Source organism: Micromonospora halotolerans (assembly GCF_032108445.1).
GTDB classification, from domain to species: Bacteria; Actinomycetota; Actinomycetes; order Mycobacteriales; family Micromonosporaceae; genus Micromonospora; species Micromonospora halotolerans.
This window is the reverse complement of sequence record NZ_CP134876.1, coordinates 2,930,436-2,944,211: the sequence shown is the minus strand read 5'-3', so window position 1 is coordinate 2,944,211 and position 13,776 is coordinate 2,930,436. Positions and strand designations below refer to the sequence as shown.

The 13,776-nt window shown below is 74.0% G+C and carries 12 protein-coding genes and 1 riboswitch; of the genes, 3 read left to right on the top strand and 9 right to left on the bottom strand.

Features of this window, described 5'->3' with window-relative positions:
* Nucleotides 1–265 precede the first annotated feature (265 nt).
* Both RMN56_RS14015 and RMN56_RS14010 read right to left on the bottom strand, forming a co-directional pair.
* Complete coding sequence (locus tag RMN56_RS14015) at nt 266–1,486, bottom strand: hypothetical protein (protein ID WP_313724208.1); 1,221 nt, start codon at nt 1,484–1,486, stop codon at nt 266–268.
* A gap of 116 nt (nt 1,487–1,602) precedes the next feature.
* Entirely contained in the window at nt 1,603–1,806 is a 204-nt protein-coding gene (locus tag RMN56_RS14010; RefSeq protein WP_067305333.1) for a cold-shock protein, read from the bottom strand.
* A gap of 225 nt (nt 1,807–2,031) precedes the next feature.
* Between RMN56_RS14010 and RMN56_RS14005 the strand changes: the two genes are divergently transcribed.
* The gene (locus RMN56_RS14005; protein WP_313724207.1) at nt 2,032–2,550 is read left to right on the top strand and encodes a GNAT family N-acetyltransferase; all 519 of its coding nucleotides are present in this window, start codon (nt 2,032–2,034) and stop codon (nt 2,548–2,550) included.
* Between the two features lie 66 nt (nt 2,551–2,616).
* Here the strand turns inward: RMN56_RS14005 and paaN are convergent, their stop codons facing one another.
* The 4 genes from paaN to RMN56_RS13985 all read right to left on the bottom strand — a co-directional run bounded on the left by paaN (nt 2,617) and on the right by RMN56_RS13985 (nt 8,139).
* On the bottom strand, nt 2,617–4,290 hold the full coding sequence (paaN, locus tag RMN56_RS14000; RefSeq protein ID WP_313724206.1) for a phenylacetic acid degradation protein PaaN: 1,674 nt from the start codon (nt 4,288–4,290) through the stop codon (nt 2,617–2,619).
* Nucleotides 4,291–4,342: 52 nt separating this feature from the next.
* Nucleotides 4,343–5,362 carry a GNAT family N-acetyltransferase gene (locus RMN56_RS13995; RefSeq protein WP_313724205.1) on the bottom strand — a complete coding sequence of 340 codons (1,020 nt, stop codon included), beginning with the start codon at nt 5,360–5,362 and terminating at the stop codon, nt 4,343–4,345.
* A gap of 297 nt (nt 5,363–5,659) precedes the next feature.
* A complete protein-coding gene (gene thrC, locus RMN56_RS13990) occupies nt 5,660–6,949 on the bottom strand; it encodes a threonine synthase (RefSeq protein ID WP_313724204.1) in 1,290 nt (429 codons plus the stop codon).
* 12 nt (nt 6,950–6,961) lie between these two features.
* Nucleotides 6,962–7,094: riboswitch (SAM riboswitch) on the bottom strand.
* A gap of 79 nt (nt 7,095–7,173) precedes the next feature.
* A complete protein-coding gene (locus tag RMN56_RS13985; RefSeq protein ID WP_313724203.1) occupies nt 7,174–8,139 on the bottom strand; it encodes a DMT family transporter in 966 nt (321 codons plus the stop codon).
* Between the two features lie 90 nt (nt 8,140–8,229).
* On the opposite strand from RMN56_RS13985, the gene RMN56_RS13980 reads away from it, so the two are divergent.
* Nucleotides 8,230–8,535, top strand: a complete 306-nt coding sequence (locus RMN56_RS13980) for an ArsR/SmtB family transcription factor (RefSeq protein WP_262282820.1) — start codon at nt 8,230–8,232, stop codon at nt 8,533–8,535.
* 50 nt (nt 8,536–8,585) lie between these two features.
* Nucleotides 8,586–9,233 carry a DUF4232 domain-containing protein gene (locus RMN56_RS13975; protein WP_313724202.1) on the top strand — a complete coding sequence of 216 codons (648 nt, stop codon included), beginning with the start codon at nt 8,586–8,588 and terminating at the stop codon, nt 9,231–9,233.
* Between the two features lie 8 nt (nt 9,234–9,241).
* Here RMN56_RS13975 and RMN56_RS13970 read toward each other — a convergent pair whose 3' ends face one another.
* The 3 genes from RMN56_RS13970 to RMN56_RS13960 form a co-directional block, all read right to left on the bottom strand.
* Complete coding sequence (locus RMN56_RS13970; RefSeq protein WP_313724201.1) at nt 9,242–9,685, bottom strand: DoxX family protein; 444 nt, start codon at nt 9,683–9,685, stop codon at nt 9,242–9,244.
* 117 nt (nt 9,686–9,802) lie between these two features.
* Complete coding sequence (locus RMN56_RS13965) at nt 9,803–10,681, bottom strand: ABC transporter permease (protein ID WP_313724200.1); 879 nt, start codon at nt 10,679–10,681, stop codon at nt 9,803–9,805.
* Nucleotides 10,681–13,551 carry an alpha/beta fold hydrolase gene (locus tag RMN56_RS13960; protein WP_313724199.1) on the bottom strand — a complete coding sequence of 957 codons (2,871 nt, stop codon included), beginning with the start codon at nt 13,549–13,551 and terminating at the stop codon, nt 10,681–10,683. Before RMN56_RS13960 ends, RMN56_RS13965 begins: the two co-directional genes overlap by 1 nt.
* Between the last annotated feature and the right edge of the window lie 225 nt (nt 13,552–13,776).

Genomic DNA, 13,776 nt, shown 5'->3' with positions numbered 1-13,776 from the left:
GTCCTCCTGGACACTCACGGGCCACCCGAGGGTTCCCCGGATGGGCCGTCTGGTGTACGCACCTTGGGACGTCGCCACCTGGCGACGACGACGTCTCCTCGGTCGGGCCGGACAGCCCGCGACGACCGGCCCGTGCCGCTCCGGCGCCATTTCGACACCGGCACGGCCGTGGCCCTACCGCCCCGACCATTGGCACTCACCGTACGCGAGTGCCAATGACCTGTTTAGCACTCTCCCTAGCCGAGTGCAAGCACGCTGCCCCCGCTCAGCCGAGTTCCGCGGCCAGCCGGGCGGCGTTCACCGGGCCTTCGTGGGCCCGCTGTTCGGCGTACGTGGCGACCAGCCCGACGAGCTGCGCCAGGTAGGCCGGTGTCGCCAGCACCGCGCCGAGCACGGCCAGCGCCACGGCGCCCACGGCGGTGCCCGGGGCGGCCAGCGGGTCCACCCCGAAGGCGAGCTGGTTGACCAGCCCGAGCACCCCGTCCAGCACCGTGGCGGCGATCAGCGCGCAGATGACCAGCGCCACCCGGCCCAGCACCATGCCGAACCGCTGATGGAACATCCGCCAGGCCCGGCCGATGGGCTCCTGGCGCTCGAACAGGTAGATCGGCCCGAACAGGGCGAACGCGAACGCCGCGTAGAGGCCGGGCAGCAGGCAGAAGCAGGTGCCGACCGTGATCAGCAGCGAGGTCACGATGGTCCAGCCCCAGAGGCCGAGGGCGCGCCGCAGCCCGTAGCGGAGCGCCGCGCCGACCCCGACCGGCTCCCCGGCCGCCTGGCGGGCGACCACCCAGGTGCCGGCGGCCCAGCCGGCGCTCTGCAGCGGGCCGAAGATCAGGGCGGCCAGGAGCACCGCGCCGTAGAAGGCGAACACGTGCTCGAAGTAGCCGCTGGGCAGCACCGGGGTGCCGTCCGCGCCGGTGACCGGCTGCTCGGTCGGGGCGAGGGCGAGCGAGATGACCGCGATCACCGTCGCCGGGACGGTCTGGGTGAGCAACATGATCGGCAGGAGCTGCCGCCAGCCGCGCCGCAGCGCACCACCGCACCGGCTGAACCAGCCGCCGACGCCCGCGTGCGGCGGGGTGACCAGCGGATCCTGCGGGTCGAGACCCGGGTGCCAGCCATAGGGTTGGCCGGGCAGCGGGTAGCCGGGGTAGGCCGCGCCGGGCATCGGCGCGCCACCGGCCGGCCAGGCCCAGCCCTGCGGCGGCCCGGCCGGGTGCGGGTCCCAGGGCTGCGGCCCGCCGGATCCGGGCTGACCGGGGGCGGCGAACCCGCCCCACGCCGCAGGCCCCGGCTGGCCGGGGACGGCGGGCGCCGCGGGGTTGCCGGCCGCACCGGGGGCCGGCACGGCGGTCCCGTCGGGCGCAGCGGGCCGGACGGGTTGCGTCGGCACGGCGGGGTCGGCCGGGACGGCGGGCCGGCCCGGATCGGTCGGGGTGGGCGACCCTGGCTCGGCGGAACCCGACGGGGGCAGGTCGGACATGAACCCTCCTCAGCAGCGGCGGCTGGAACGGCTCATGATCTTCCACGGCGCGGGCCTGCGCCGCAGCCCCCTCGTCGGGGTGACGCGGCCGCCGATCGGGCGGCGGCCACGGAGGATCAGGCGATGACGCGGACCCGCTCGGCCTGCGGCCCCTTCTGGCCCTGGGCGATCTCGAACTCGACCCGCTGGCCGTCGTCCAACGCCTTGTAGCCGTCCATCTCGATCGCGGAGAAGTGGACGAAGACGTCCTGCCCGCCGTCGACGGCGATGAAGCCGTAGCCCTTTTCGGAGTTGAACCACTTCACGGTGCCCTGTGCCACGGTGCACTTCCTCACTCTGCGCGGCGTTCCACGACCCCGGAAACCGGCGGACCGGCACCGGCGAGCCACCGGTTCGGCGATCGGCGACGGCCGCTGAATCGGGTGACCGAAATCGCACGCTACACGAGGCGTGACGACCGCGCACGACCACAAATCGGGCATATTCCGGGCGCGGTCCGGGCCCCGGCCGGGCGCGGGTGACAGCCCTTCCGGTATGCATGCGACATGACCAGCGCGCCCACCACGACCACCACCGTCCGCCGGGTCCGCCCGGCCGACGCCGCCCGGATGCGGGCGCTCCGGCTGGAGATGCTGGCCGACTCCCCGCTGGCGTTCCTGGAGACCGTGGCCGAGGCCGCCGCCCGGCCGCACGCCGAGTACGCGGCCCGGATCGCCGCGGTCTCGCAGGGAGAGCACAACGCCCAGTTCGTGGCCGACCCGGGCGGCCGGCTGGTCGGCCACGCCGGCGGCACGGTCGCTCCGGACGAGCCGGGGCTGACCGTCATCTACGCCGTCTACGTCACGCCGTTCTGGCGGGGCAGCGGGCTGCTCGGCGCGCTGGTGGACGAGGTGGCCGCCTGGTCCCGGGCGTGCGGCCGGCCCGAGCTCATGCTGGAGGTGGTGGTCGGCAACGGCCGCGCCTGCCGGGCGTACGAGAAGCTGGGCTTCGTGGACACCGGCGTGCGCGTCCCGCACCCGAGGATCCCGACGCTCCACGAACTCCAGATGCGCCGCCCGGCCTGACGCCGGGGTGTTAAGAGGGGCCCCCTGCTCTACCGGAGGCGTTAACAGGGGACCCCTCCTTGCCTCTCAGACGTGGCGGCGGCTCTGGACGATGCGGAAGCGGTTCGCCACGTACGCGCCGTCGGTCAGCGCCGAGTTCGCCGCCGGGTTCGCGCCCGAGCCGTGGAAGTCGGAGAACGCCGCCGACTGGTTGACGAACACCCCGCCGGTCAGGTTGCAGGACAGGTGCACGCCGGCGTCGATGGCCGCCGCCTCGGCCGCGTCCAGCACCGCCTCGTCGGTCGAGTAGACGCCGGCGGTCAGGGCACCCTTCTCGCCGACGGTCGAGCGGAGGATCTCCAGGCTGTGCGCGGTCGAGTCGGTGGCGATGGCGAACGAGATCGGGCCGAACCACTCCCGGGAGTAGGTCGCGGTGTCGGCCGCGTCGAGCTTCACGACGGTGGGCGTCCGCACCACGGCGTCGGGGAAGGACGGGTGCGCCACGGTCCGCGACTCCAGCACCGGCTCACCGACCTTGGTGACCTCCTCCAGCCGCTCCAGCACGCCGTCGTTGACGATCGCGCCGGTCAGCTCGACGCCGCGGGCCGGGTCGGCGGTGAGCTTGGCGACCGCGCCGGCGATGCCGGCGGCCACCTCGTCGAAGCTCTTGTGCCCCTGGTCGGTCTCGATGCCGTCCCGGGGGATCAGCAGGTTCTGCGAGGTGGTGCACATCTGGCCGCTGTAGAGGGTCAGCGTGAAGCCCAGGTTGCGGCACAGCCCGGCGAAGTCGTCGGTGGAGTCGATGACCACCGTGTTGAGGCCGGCCTTCTCGGTGTAGACGGCGGCCTGCCGGGCGTTGGCCTCCAGCCAGTCGCCGTACTCGGTGGAGCCGGTGAAGTCGACGATCTTGACGGCCGGGTGCAGGGCCAGCGTCGAGGCGAGCTTCTCGCCGGCCGCCTCGGGCGCGAGCTGCACCAGGTTGGGGTCGAAGCCGGCCTCGGCGAGCACCTGGCGGGCGTACTTCACGGTGATGGCGAGCGGCAGCACCGCGCGCGGGTGCGGCTTCACGACCACCGGGTTGCCGGTGGCCAGCGAGGCGAACAAGCCCGGGTACGAGTTCCAGGTCGGGAAGGTGTTGCAGCCGATCACCAGCGCCACGCCGCGGGGCACCACGTGGAAGGTCTTGCTCATCCGCAGCGGGTCGCCCTTGCCGGCGGCCTTCTCCCAGCCGGCCGTGCCCGGGTGCCGGGTCATCTCGGCGTACGCGTAGGCGACCGCCTCCAGCGCCCGGTCGAGCGCGTGCGCGCCGCCGGCCTGGAAGGCCATCACGAACGCCTGGCCGCTGGTGAACTGCACCGCGTTGGCGAGCTCGAAGATGTTCCGGTGCAGCCGGTCGAGGATCTCCAGGCAGACGCCCACCCGGGCCTGCGGACCGGCGTCGCGCCAGGCCGGCAGGGCGGCGGTGGCGGCGGTCACGAGCTGGTCGGCGGTGGCGTGCGGGTAGCGCACGTCGAGCGCCACGCCGAACGGGCTGACCTCGGTGGCGACGGTGCCGCCGTCGCCCGGCTGGTCGAGCGGGAAGTCGCCGCCCAGGTACGCCTCGAAGGCGGCCTTGCCGTCGGCGGCGGCGGTCTCGCCGTACACCCGGGGGCTGGGCGACTCGGGATAGGCGGACCAGTACCCGCGCTCCGTGATCGCGGTCAGCGCCCGGTTGAGGGTCTCGGCGTGCCTGTCGTACAGGGGGTGCGGGGTCTCCGTCATGCCCGCCATCATGCAACAGCTTGCCACCAGATCAGTAGTGGCGTGTCACAAGTCAGATCGTCAGCTGCCAGTCGGTCGAGCCGGCCGCCGGCCGGTAGCCGAGCTGCTCGTTGATCGCGATCATGTGGGTGTTCGCCGCCGCGTTGACGGTGTCGATGACGCGCAGCTCCGGTTCGTGCGCCAGCGCATGGTCGAGGTTCTCGATCTTGGTGAGCAGCCCGAGCCGGTGGCCACGGTGCTCCGGCGCCACGATGGTGATCTGCTGCCAGGCGTGCCAGGTGGTGTTGGCGGCCAGGCTGACCATGCTCCACGCGACCACCCGGCCGGACGCCTCGTGCACCGCACCGACGTGGTACCGGCGGACGCCGCGCGCGTCGAGCGCCCGCTCCGTGCCGCGGATCCGGTCGGCGTCCACCCTCTCCTGTTCCCATTCGAGGTCACCGAGGGGCGCGTCCACCAGCAGCCGCCCCTCCAGGTAGGCGACGTCGGCGACGTACTCCTCGGGGGTGCGGTCCGACCAGCGCACCGTGCGGTAGCCGGCGGCGGCCGTGCGGGCGCCGGCGAGCAGGTCGGCCAGGCGCGGCCGGTCGAGCGCGGTGACGTCCAGCCGGCGGCGCACGTCGGCGAGCGCCGGCTTCGCGCCGACGGCGGCGGCGAAGGCGGCCCCGGGCAGCTCCCGGCGCTCCTCCCCCGGCAGCGGGGTGACCGTCGAGCCGACCAGCCGCTTGCCGCCGTGCTCCCGGAGCAGCCGCAGGCCGTGCCCGTGCAGGGCGCGGCCCACCCCGCGCCGCCGGTACGCCGGGTCCACCACCAGCTCGACGCTGGCGTTCTCGGTGTTGTCGAGGGTGTGCAGGTACAGGCGGATCCACCCGGCGGGCACGCCGTCGAGGCGCGCCACGCACCAGCGGGTGTCGACGCCGGGCATCGGGTGCCGCAGCGGCGCCTCGAACCGCCGCCGGCACAGCGGCGGGAGGTCCGGCTCGTCCACGGCCTGCGCCGCGGCCGCCGTCCGGTAGACCGCGTCGAGGGTCGCCTGGTCGGCGGGATCGAGGGGGGAGACGGCGATGCCCATGCCGCGAGCGTGCGCCACGCACAGCGAAGGGGCCAGCGGTTTTCCGCTGGCCCCTTCGGACGTTGGTCGGGAGGGACGTCCGCACAACGCCTCCGGCGTTGGGTCGCAAGAACTTGAAAAGTCTCCGGCGGATGCCCTCCCGCACGGAGCATCTTGCGCCGTCCAATTCCTGCCGTCAAGTCCTTGTCGGCGCGTTTTCCGCACTCACAGCGAAAAGCCAGTTACCCAACGGATCACCCCAATCCCCCGCCCGGGCGATCCCCCCATCCCCCGCCCGGATGAGCCCGGAGTCGGAGGTCAGGACAGGAGTCCGGCGTCCCGGGCGGCGCGGAGGCTGGGCCGGATCCGGTGGGTGGGCCCGACCTCGGGGGCGACCGCGTCGATGGTCTTGAGGCCCTCGCCGGTGTTGAAGACGACCGTCTCCGCCGCCGGGTCCAGCCGGCCGGACTCGACGAGCTTGCGCAGCACCGCCACGGTGACGCCACCGGCCGTCTCGGCGAAGACGCCGGTGGTGCGGGCGAGCAGCCGGATGCCGGCGCGGATCTCGTCGTCGTCCGCGTACTCCATCCAACCGCCCGTGCGGCGCACCGCCTCTAGGGCGTAGAGGCCGGCGGCCGGGTCGCCGATGTTCAGCGACTTGGCGATGCCGGTCGGCTTCACCGGGACGATCGTGTCGCTGTCGGCGTGCAGCGCGGTGGCGATCGGGTTGCAGCCGGCGGACTGGGCGCCGAACACCTTCCAGCCGCCGGCCGGCGCCTCGACCAGCCCGATCTCGACCAGCTCCTGGAACGCCTTGTCGATCTTCGTGAGCAGCTCGCCGCTGGCCATCGGGATCACCACCTGGGCCGGGATCCGCCAGCCGAGCTGCTCGGCCACCTCGTAGCCGAGGGTCTTCGAGCCCTCCGCGTAGTAGGGCCGCACGTTCACGTTGACGAACGCCGTGTCCTCGAACTCGTCGGTCTCCACCAGCTCGCCGCAGAGCCGGTTCACGTCGTCGTACGAGCCGTCGATGGCCACCAGGTCGCCGCCGTAGACGGCGGTGGTCACCACCTTGCCCTGCTCCAGGTCGCTGGGGATGAAGACCACCGAGGGCACCCCGGCCCGGGCCGCGTGGGCGGCCACCGAGTTGGCCAGGTTGCCGGTCGAGGCGCAGGCGTAGCGGGTGAAGCCGAGCGCCCGGGCCGCCGTCAGCGCCACGGAGACGACGCGGTCCTTGAACGAGTGGGTCGGGTTGCCGCTGTCGTCCTTGACCCAGAGCGGGGCGGTCAGGCCCAGCTCGGCGGCGAGGTGTGGGGCGGCGACCAGCGGGGTCAGCCCCGGGTCGAGGGTGACCCGGGTGGCCGGGTCCTGGCCGGCGGGGAGCAGGGCGGCGTACCGCCAGAGGTTCTTCGGCCCGGCCTCGATTTGCTCGCGGGTGACGGCGGCCAGGGCGCTGGTGTCGTAGTCGACCTCCAGCGGGCCGAAGCACTCGTAACAGGCGTGCTGGGCGGCCAGCGGGTAGCGCGCCGAACAGGCGCGGCAGACCAGGGCGCGGGCCGGGCTGAGGCTGGTGTCGATGCCGGAGGCGGCGGGGATCGTCGACGTCATGTCGAGGGTTTCCTCTCATCTTCCCCCGCATCGCCGGGTGCGGCGGGGACGGAATTGGCACCTGCCCGCGGTCGCTCGTCGTCGAGCGCGCGGGTGGTTGCCGGGGCGTCATCGGGCCGTATCCCTCAGCCCCTCTGGATGAGGTATGCAGTTGTGCCGCCGAGTCTATGCGGGCGCCGGGGCGCTGCCGAGCCCGGTTCCCACGGTGTGAGCCGCGGCCCGGGTCAGCGCGCGACGACCGCGACCGGCTCGATCACCGCGGGGTGGTCGGTCACGGCGACCGCCGCCGGGGTGGCGGGCGCCTTCCGGGTACGGGTGGCCAGGTTCGCCGCGACGAGGGCGGCGATGGTCAGCGCGGCACCGACCAGCTCCACCGCGCCGGGCCGGTAGCCGCGCAGGACCTGCACCGCGAACGTGGTCACCGGGACCAGGTTCATGAACAGCGCGGCGTCGGCGACGCCGAGCCGGCGGATGCCGGTGTTCCAGGCGAGCACCGCGAGGACGGCGGCGACCACCACGGCGTACGCCAGTTGCGGGGCGACCGCGAGGAGGTCGGCGGCAGCCGGCGCGTGCTGGAGGCCGGTGAGGTCGGCGACCGCGCTGGCCGCGAGCATGGCGAGCAGGCCGGCGACGGAGGTCAGCGTGGTGTAGCGCAGGGGCGACCACTCGGTGAACCGGCTCGCGCCGTGCGTGTAGAAGGCCCAGCCGAGCACCGCGCCGATCATGAGCAGCCCGCCCACCCCGAACTGGTCCAGCCCGTCGAGCCGGCCCCGGGTGATCACCAGCCCGACGCCGAGCAGGGCGACCAGGGAGAGGCCGAGCAGCGCCGGCCGGGGGCGCACCCCGTCGCGCGCCCAGCGGACGAGCTGGGTGACCAGCGGGGTGCTGGAGGCGAAGAGGGCGATCTGCTGGGGGGTGGCGTGGCCGAGGGCCAGGTTGGTCAGCACGTTGAAGCCGGCGAAGCCGAGCACCCCGAGCAGCGCCACCTCGGTGGCGCGGCGGTGCGTCCGCAGGGCGGCGAACCCTTCGCGGGCCAGCAGCAGGGCGAGCAGCACGACGGAGGCGAGCAGGTACCGGGCCGTGGTCAGGTTGAGGGCGTCCACCCGGGTGAGCGCGCTGGCCAGCACGGGGAACATGACGCCCCAGCTCACCACGGCGAAGAGCGGGAAGGCGGCGGAACGGGAACGCATCGCGGCTCCAATGTTCGAGTATCGTCGAACCAACGGAGCCGACTGTAGGAGGTTGTTCGACCGATGTCGAACATAGGTTACGCTGGTCACATGGAGCTGCACGAACCCGAGCTGCGCGAGGTGCCCGTCACCGCCGTGCTGGCCGCCCTGGCCGACGACGTCCGGCTGCAGATCGTGCGTGCCCTGGCCGAGGGCGGGGAGCACGCCTGCGGCACCTTCGAGTTCGGCGTCTCCAAGGCGACCCGCAGCCACCACCTCAAGGTGCTGCGCGAGGCCGGCCTCACCCGGACCCGGGTCGCCGGCACCAGCCGCTACGTCCGGCTGCGCCGCGAGGAGCTGGAGCGCCTCTACCCGGGGCTGCTCGACGCGGTCCTCGCCGCGCCCGCCCGCGCCTGACCACCCGGCCCGGGCCACACCGGGCGGCCACCGGCTGGGATGATCGCCGGATGCGCACGACGGCGGCACGGATCGGAGCCCTCGCGGGCGTGGCGCTGGTCGCCGCCTGCACCCCCGCGCCGACGCCCCATCCCGTCTCCGCACCGGCCCCGCCCACCCCGGCGCCCCGCACGTCACCGCCCCCGCCCGCGTGCTCACCCGACGGGATCCGCATCATCGAGCTCGGGGTGAGCGCCGCCATGGGCCTGCGGGCCATGGGCCTGGAGCTGGTCAACTGCGGAGACCGCCCGTACGAGCTGCGCGGTTATCCGGCACCCCGCCTCCGGGACGCCGACGGGGATCCGATCGCGGTCCAGATCATTCCCGGCGCGCGCCCCATCACCTCCGGCTTCGACCAGCCCCCCCCCCCCCCCGCCCGGCTCGTCCTGCGCCCCGGCGAGCGGGCCGGCGCCGCACTGCTCTGGCGCAACCTGGTCACCGACGCCACGGTGGTGGCGAGCAACGGGGCATACCTCGACGTCGCCCCGCTGCCGGGCCGGCCCGCCCACCCCGTCGAGCTGGACGGGCCGATCGACCTGGGCAACACCGGCCGGCTCGGGGTGAGTGCCTGGAAGCGCTACGACGGCCCGACGGCAACCAACCCACCCGCCCCGAGCGGCCCACCCTCCACGGCACCCAACCCCGACAGCCGCCTCTGACGCCCGGATCAGGCCGGCACCGAGGGGCGTGCGGCGGGTTCGGTCGCCACCTCGCGGGGCCGGGAGAGCAGCGCGTCCAGGGCCCAGCTGCCCGGGCCGAGCACCGCCACGAGCAGGAACGACCAGCAGAAGAGCGCGGCCGGCTCGCCACCGTTGCGCAGCGGCAGCGGGCCGTCCGGCTGGTGCACCACGAAGTACGCGTACGCCATCGAGCCGGAGGCGAGCAGCGCGGCGGGCCGGGTGAGCAGGCCGACGAGCACCAGCGCGCCGCAGACGAGCTGGATCAGCGCGGCCCACCAGCCCGGCCACTCGCCGATCGGGAGCGCCCTGCCGGTCATCGGGTTGCCGCCCAGGACGCCGAAGAGGGACGCCGCGCCGTGGCAGAGGAAGAGCAGGCCGGTGACCATGCGGAACAGGGAGAGCACGGGACCGTTCAGTCGCGCCGGGACCATCGAAGCCTCCATAGCTAGGGATGGATATCCCCAGCATGAGGCACCTAGTCACCGATCGTTACTGATTCCTCAGGGTTGGGAAGACTTTTGGGAACGCTCCCATCGTATCCCGGCGGGTCAGCTCGTGACGTCCTTGCGGGTGAACCGCCAGAAGGCCAGACCCCAGAACAGGGTGGCGTAGGCGACCGCCGAGATGGTGCCGCGTACCACGTCGTCGGTCTGCACCGGAGTGGACAGCAGCCCGAGCCAGGCGCTGCTGTAGTGGGTGGGCAGGAACGCCCGCAGCCCGCCCAGAGCGGTGATCTGGTCGAGGATGCTGGAGAGGATCCAGAGCAGCACCGCACCGCCGACCGCGCCGAGCGCGGCGTCCGTGGTCACCGAGAGCAGGAACGCCAGGCCGGCCACCACCAGCAGGACCACCGCCAGGTAGCCGAGCACGCCGAGCAGGCGGACCAGGCCCTCGCCCGGGGCCAGCTCCGCGGCGACCTGGCTGCGCAGCGGGGACCAGCCGTACCGGAGGGTGCCGGCGAGCAGGGCGGTGCCGGCGAGCAGCACCAGCGCCAGCGCCGAGTACACGAGCGCGACCACCAGCTTCACCGTGAGCAGCCGGGCCCGGGGCACCGGAACGGCCAGCAGGTAGCGCAGGCTGCCCCAGCTCGCCTCGCTGGCAACGGTGTCACCGCAGAACAGCGCCACCACGACGACCAGCAGGAAGGACGACGACACGAAGATCGAGAATAGGGTGAAGTTCAGCCCGCCCGAGGTGGCCAGGTCGACCAGGCTGGAGAACTCGCCCCGCCTGTTGTCGTCGTCACCGCCCGAGTCGAACTGGAACGCGATCAGGATGATCAGCGGCAACAGCACCATGAACCCGAGCGCGAGCTGGGTACGCCGCCGCGACGCCTGCCGGCGGAACTCCGCCAGGAACGGCAGGGTGGCCGACGGCCGGTAACCGACGGCCGCACCGACCGGCCCGACAGAAGACGACTGCGCCATCACCGGTCCCCGCTTCCCCGAGAGTTCTCGCCGACCAGGGCGAGGAACGCGTCCTCCAGGCGTCGCCGGGGCACCACCCGGTCCACTCCGATGCCGGCCCGGACCAGCTCGGCCACCACCTCGCTGCGGGCGGTGCCGTTGGTGTCCACCACCAGCCCGCCGTCGCCGTCGGGCAGCACCCGTACGCCGGCCAGCCGGTCGAGCACGCCGCGCGCCGCGTCCGGGTCGCTCACGTCGAACAGCACGCTGGGCGACTCCCCGACGATCTCCTCGACGGGGCCGGACGCCACGATCCGCCCCTTGTTCACCACCACGGCGTGGGTGCAGGTCTGCTCCACCTCGGCGAGCAGGTGGCTGGAGACCAGCACCGCCCGGCCGTCGGTGGCGTAGCGCTGGAGCACCCGGCGCATCTCGGCGATCTGCGGCGGGTCGAGCCCGTCCGTCGGCTCGTCGAGCACCAGCAGTTCGGGCAGGCCCAGCATGGCCTGCGCGATGGCCAGCCGCTGGCGCATGCCGTGGCTGTAGTTCTTCGTCCGCCGGTGCACCGAGTCGCCCAACCCGGCGATCTCCAGCGCCTCGTCGAAGTGCGCGTCCGCCCACGGCCGGCCGGTCGCCCGCCAGTACGCCCGCAGGTTCTCCAGACCGGACAGGTGCGGCAGGAAGCCCGGCCCCTCGACCAGCGCGCCGATGCGGGAGAGCACCGGCGAGCCGGGCACCAGCCGGTGCCCGAAGACGTAGATCTCGCCGGCGGTGGGCTGGGTCAGCCCCATGAGCACCCGCAGCGTGGTGGTCTTGCCGGCGCCGTTCGGCCCGAGCAGCCCGACCACCTGGCCGGGGTGCACCTCGAAGTCCACGTCGGAGACGGCGACGAAGCCGTCCGCGTACTCCTTGCGCAGGTTGCGGACGGCGAGCGGGACGCCCGCGTACGCCGGGTGGACCGAGCTGTCCTGGCGGCGGTGCCGGCGGCGGGCGAGCAGGACGACCACGACGAGCCCGATCGCGATCGCGGCGAGCAGGCCGGCCAGCACCCAGCGCCAGACCGTGGCGGTGGTGGGGATGGGCGTGGCGTCGACCGTGGGCAGCACCAGCGGGCCGTCACCGAGCGCCACGGTGTACACGGCCGGCTCGGCCGGGGTGGCGTACGCCTGGTCGGAGGTGGCCACCACGACCCGCAGCCGGTGACCGGCCTCGATCCGCCGGACGATCGCCGGCAGGGTGATCGTGACCGGCGCGGCCCCCTCGACGGTCCGCGGCAGGCCGGTCAGCCGGACCGGCGCCACCAGTCCGTCCGGCAGCGTGGCCGCGCCCTGCGGGTCGACGTCGTAGAGCTTGACGAAGAGCACCGCCTCGCCGGTCGCGGACGCGGCCCGGATGCGCACGGTCGGCGCGCCGACCACGTCGACCGGGTCGGCCAGCGGCGCCGACTCGAACCGGGCGTGCTGGCCGGGGATGTCGCCGGCCACCCCGTCCAGCAGCGAGCCGAGCGCCCCGGCGAACGGCACCGACGAGATCGCCGCCGGGTTGCCGTTGGGCGGGTTGGCGACCGGCCGGGGCGGCCCGGCCAGCGTCACCTCGCGGCGGCCCTGCCCGGTCACGCCCGGGTAGTCGGCGGTGCGGAAACCGGTGGCCACCAGGCCCCGGTCGAGCGCGTCGAACCCGGCGATCCGGGAGAAGGTGAAGCTGTCGCCGGGCGCCTCGCCGTCGCCCTTCACGTAGTGGTCGAGCCACTGCGCGGTCAGGAACTTCACCCGGTCGGAGTCGGAGGTCGGTCCGGCGCCGCCGTCGTGGCCGCCGGTGAACCAGGCGACCCGCACCGGGGTGCCGCCGGCGGCGATGCCCCGGGCGTTGGCGTCGGCCTCGGTGAGCGGGAAGAGGGTGTCCGCCTCGCCCTGCACCAGCAGGGTGGGTGCCGTGATCCGGTCGAGCACCCCGGCCGGGGAGGAGCGGCGCAGCAGGTCGACCGCCTGGGCGTCGGCCCGCCCGGTGGTGGCGATCCGCAGGTACGCGGCGCAGACGTCGGCGGCGAACCGGCCGCAGGACGGGTCGGCGGCGCCGGCCGGGGCGCGACCCGGGCCGGCGCCCGGACCGGCGCCGGGCTGCGGGCTCGGCGCGCCGGCCGACGCCGGGGCGCCCTCCGGCTGGGCCGCGCTGGTGCCGGAGAGACCGGCCGGGCCGGAGCCGGCGTTGCCGCCACCGCCGAAGAAGATGCCGGCCCAGCCCTTCTTGAACACGCCCTCGGTGGGCGCCTTGCCGGTGCTCTCCGGCAGGAAGGCGCGGGACAGGTCGTTCCAGGTGATCATCGGAACGATCGCGTCGACCCGGCGGTCCTGCGCGGCCAGCAGCAGGGCCAGGCCGCCGCCGTACGAGCCGCCGACCACACCGACCCGGGGGTCGCCGGCCGCGTCGAGGCGGACGTCCGGGCGGGCGGCGAGCCGGTCCAGCAGGCGCTCGGCGTCGCGCACCTCGTAGTCGGGGCTGTCCAGGTGGATCTCGCCGCCACTGCGGCCGAAGCCGCGGGCCGTCCAGGTGAGCACCGCGTAACCCCGGGCGGCCAGGTCCTCCGCGTCGGAGCGGACCGACTCCTTGGTGCCGCCGAAGCCGTGCGCCAGCAGCACCGCCGGGACCCGGTGCCGGGCCGAGGCGTCGTCGGGCAGGTAGAGCGTGGTGTCGAGGTCGACCGGCTGGTCGCCGGCCGGTCCGGAACGGACGGTCACCAGGGCCGACTCGGTGCGGAAGCCGGGGCGGTCCGGGCGCGCCGCCCAGACCAGGGCGGCGGCGACCAGGACGACCACCACCACCGCGGCGACGAGCCGGCGCGGGCGGCCGGCCAGGGCACGCCGGATCCGCGCGACAGGCAGCGGTGATCTCATGCGGCACACGGTACGGCCCGCCGGCTGAGCATTCCCTGAGATCCGCCGTACGTCCGTCCGGTTGCACCGTTCGTTGTCCGGGTTCCGTCGACCGAGGAAGGTCCAGAGCGTCCCAGCGGGATGAATTCTGATCCCGTGAATTCACATCTACGCTCGCAAATGCCGCCGATGCCACCTTCCTCCCGCCCATATCGGACGCTCCGTAGGTACAAGGTCAACCGGACG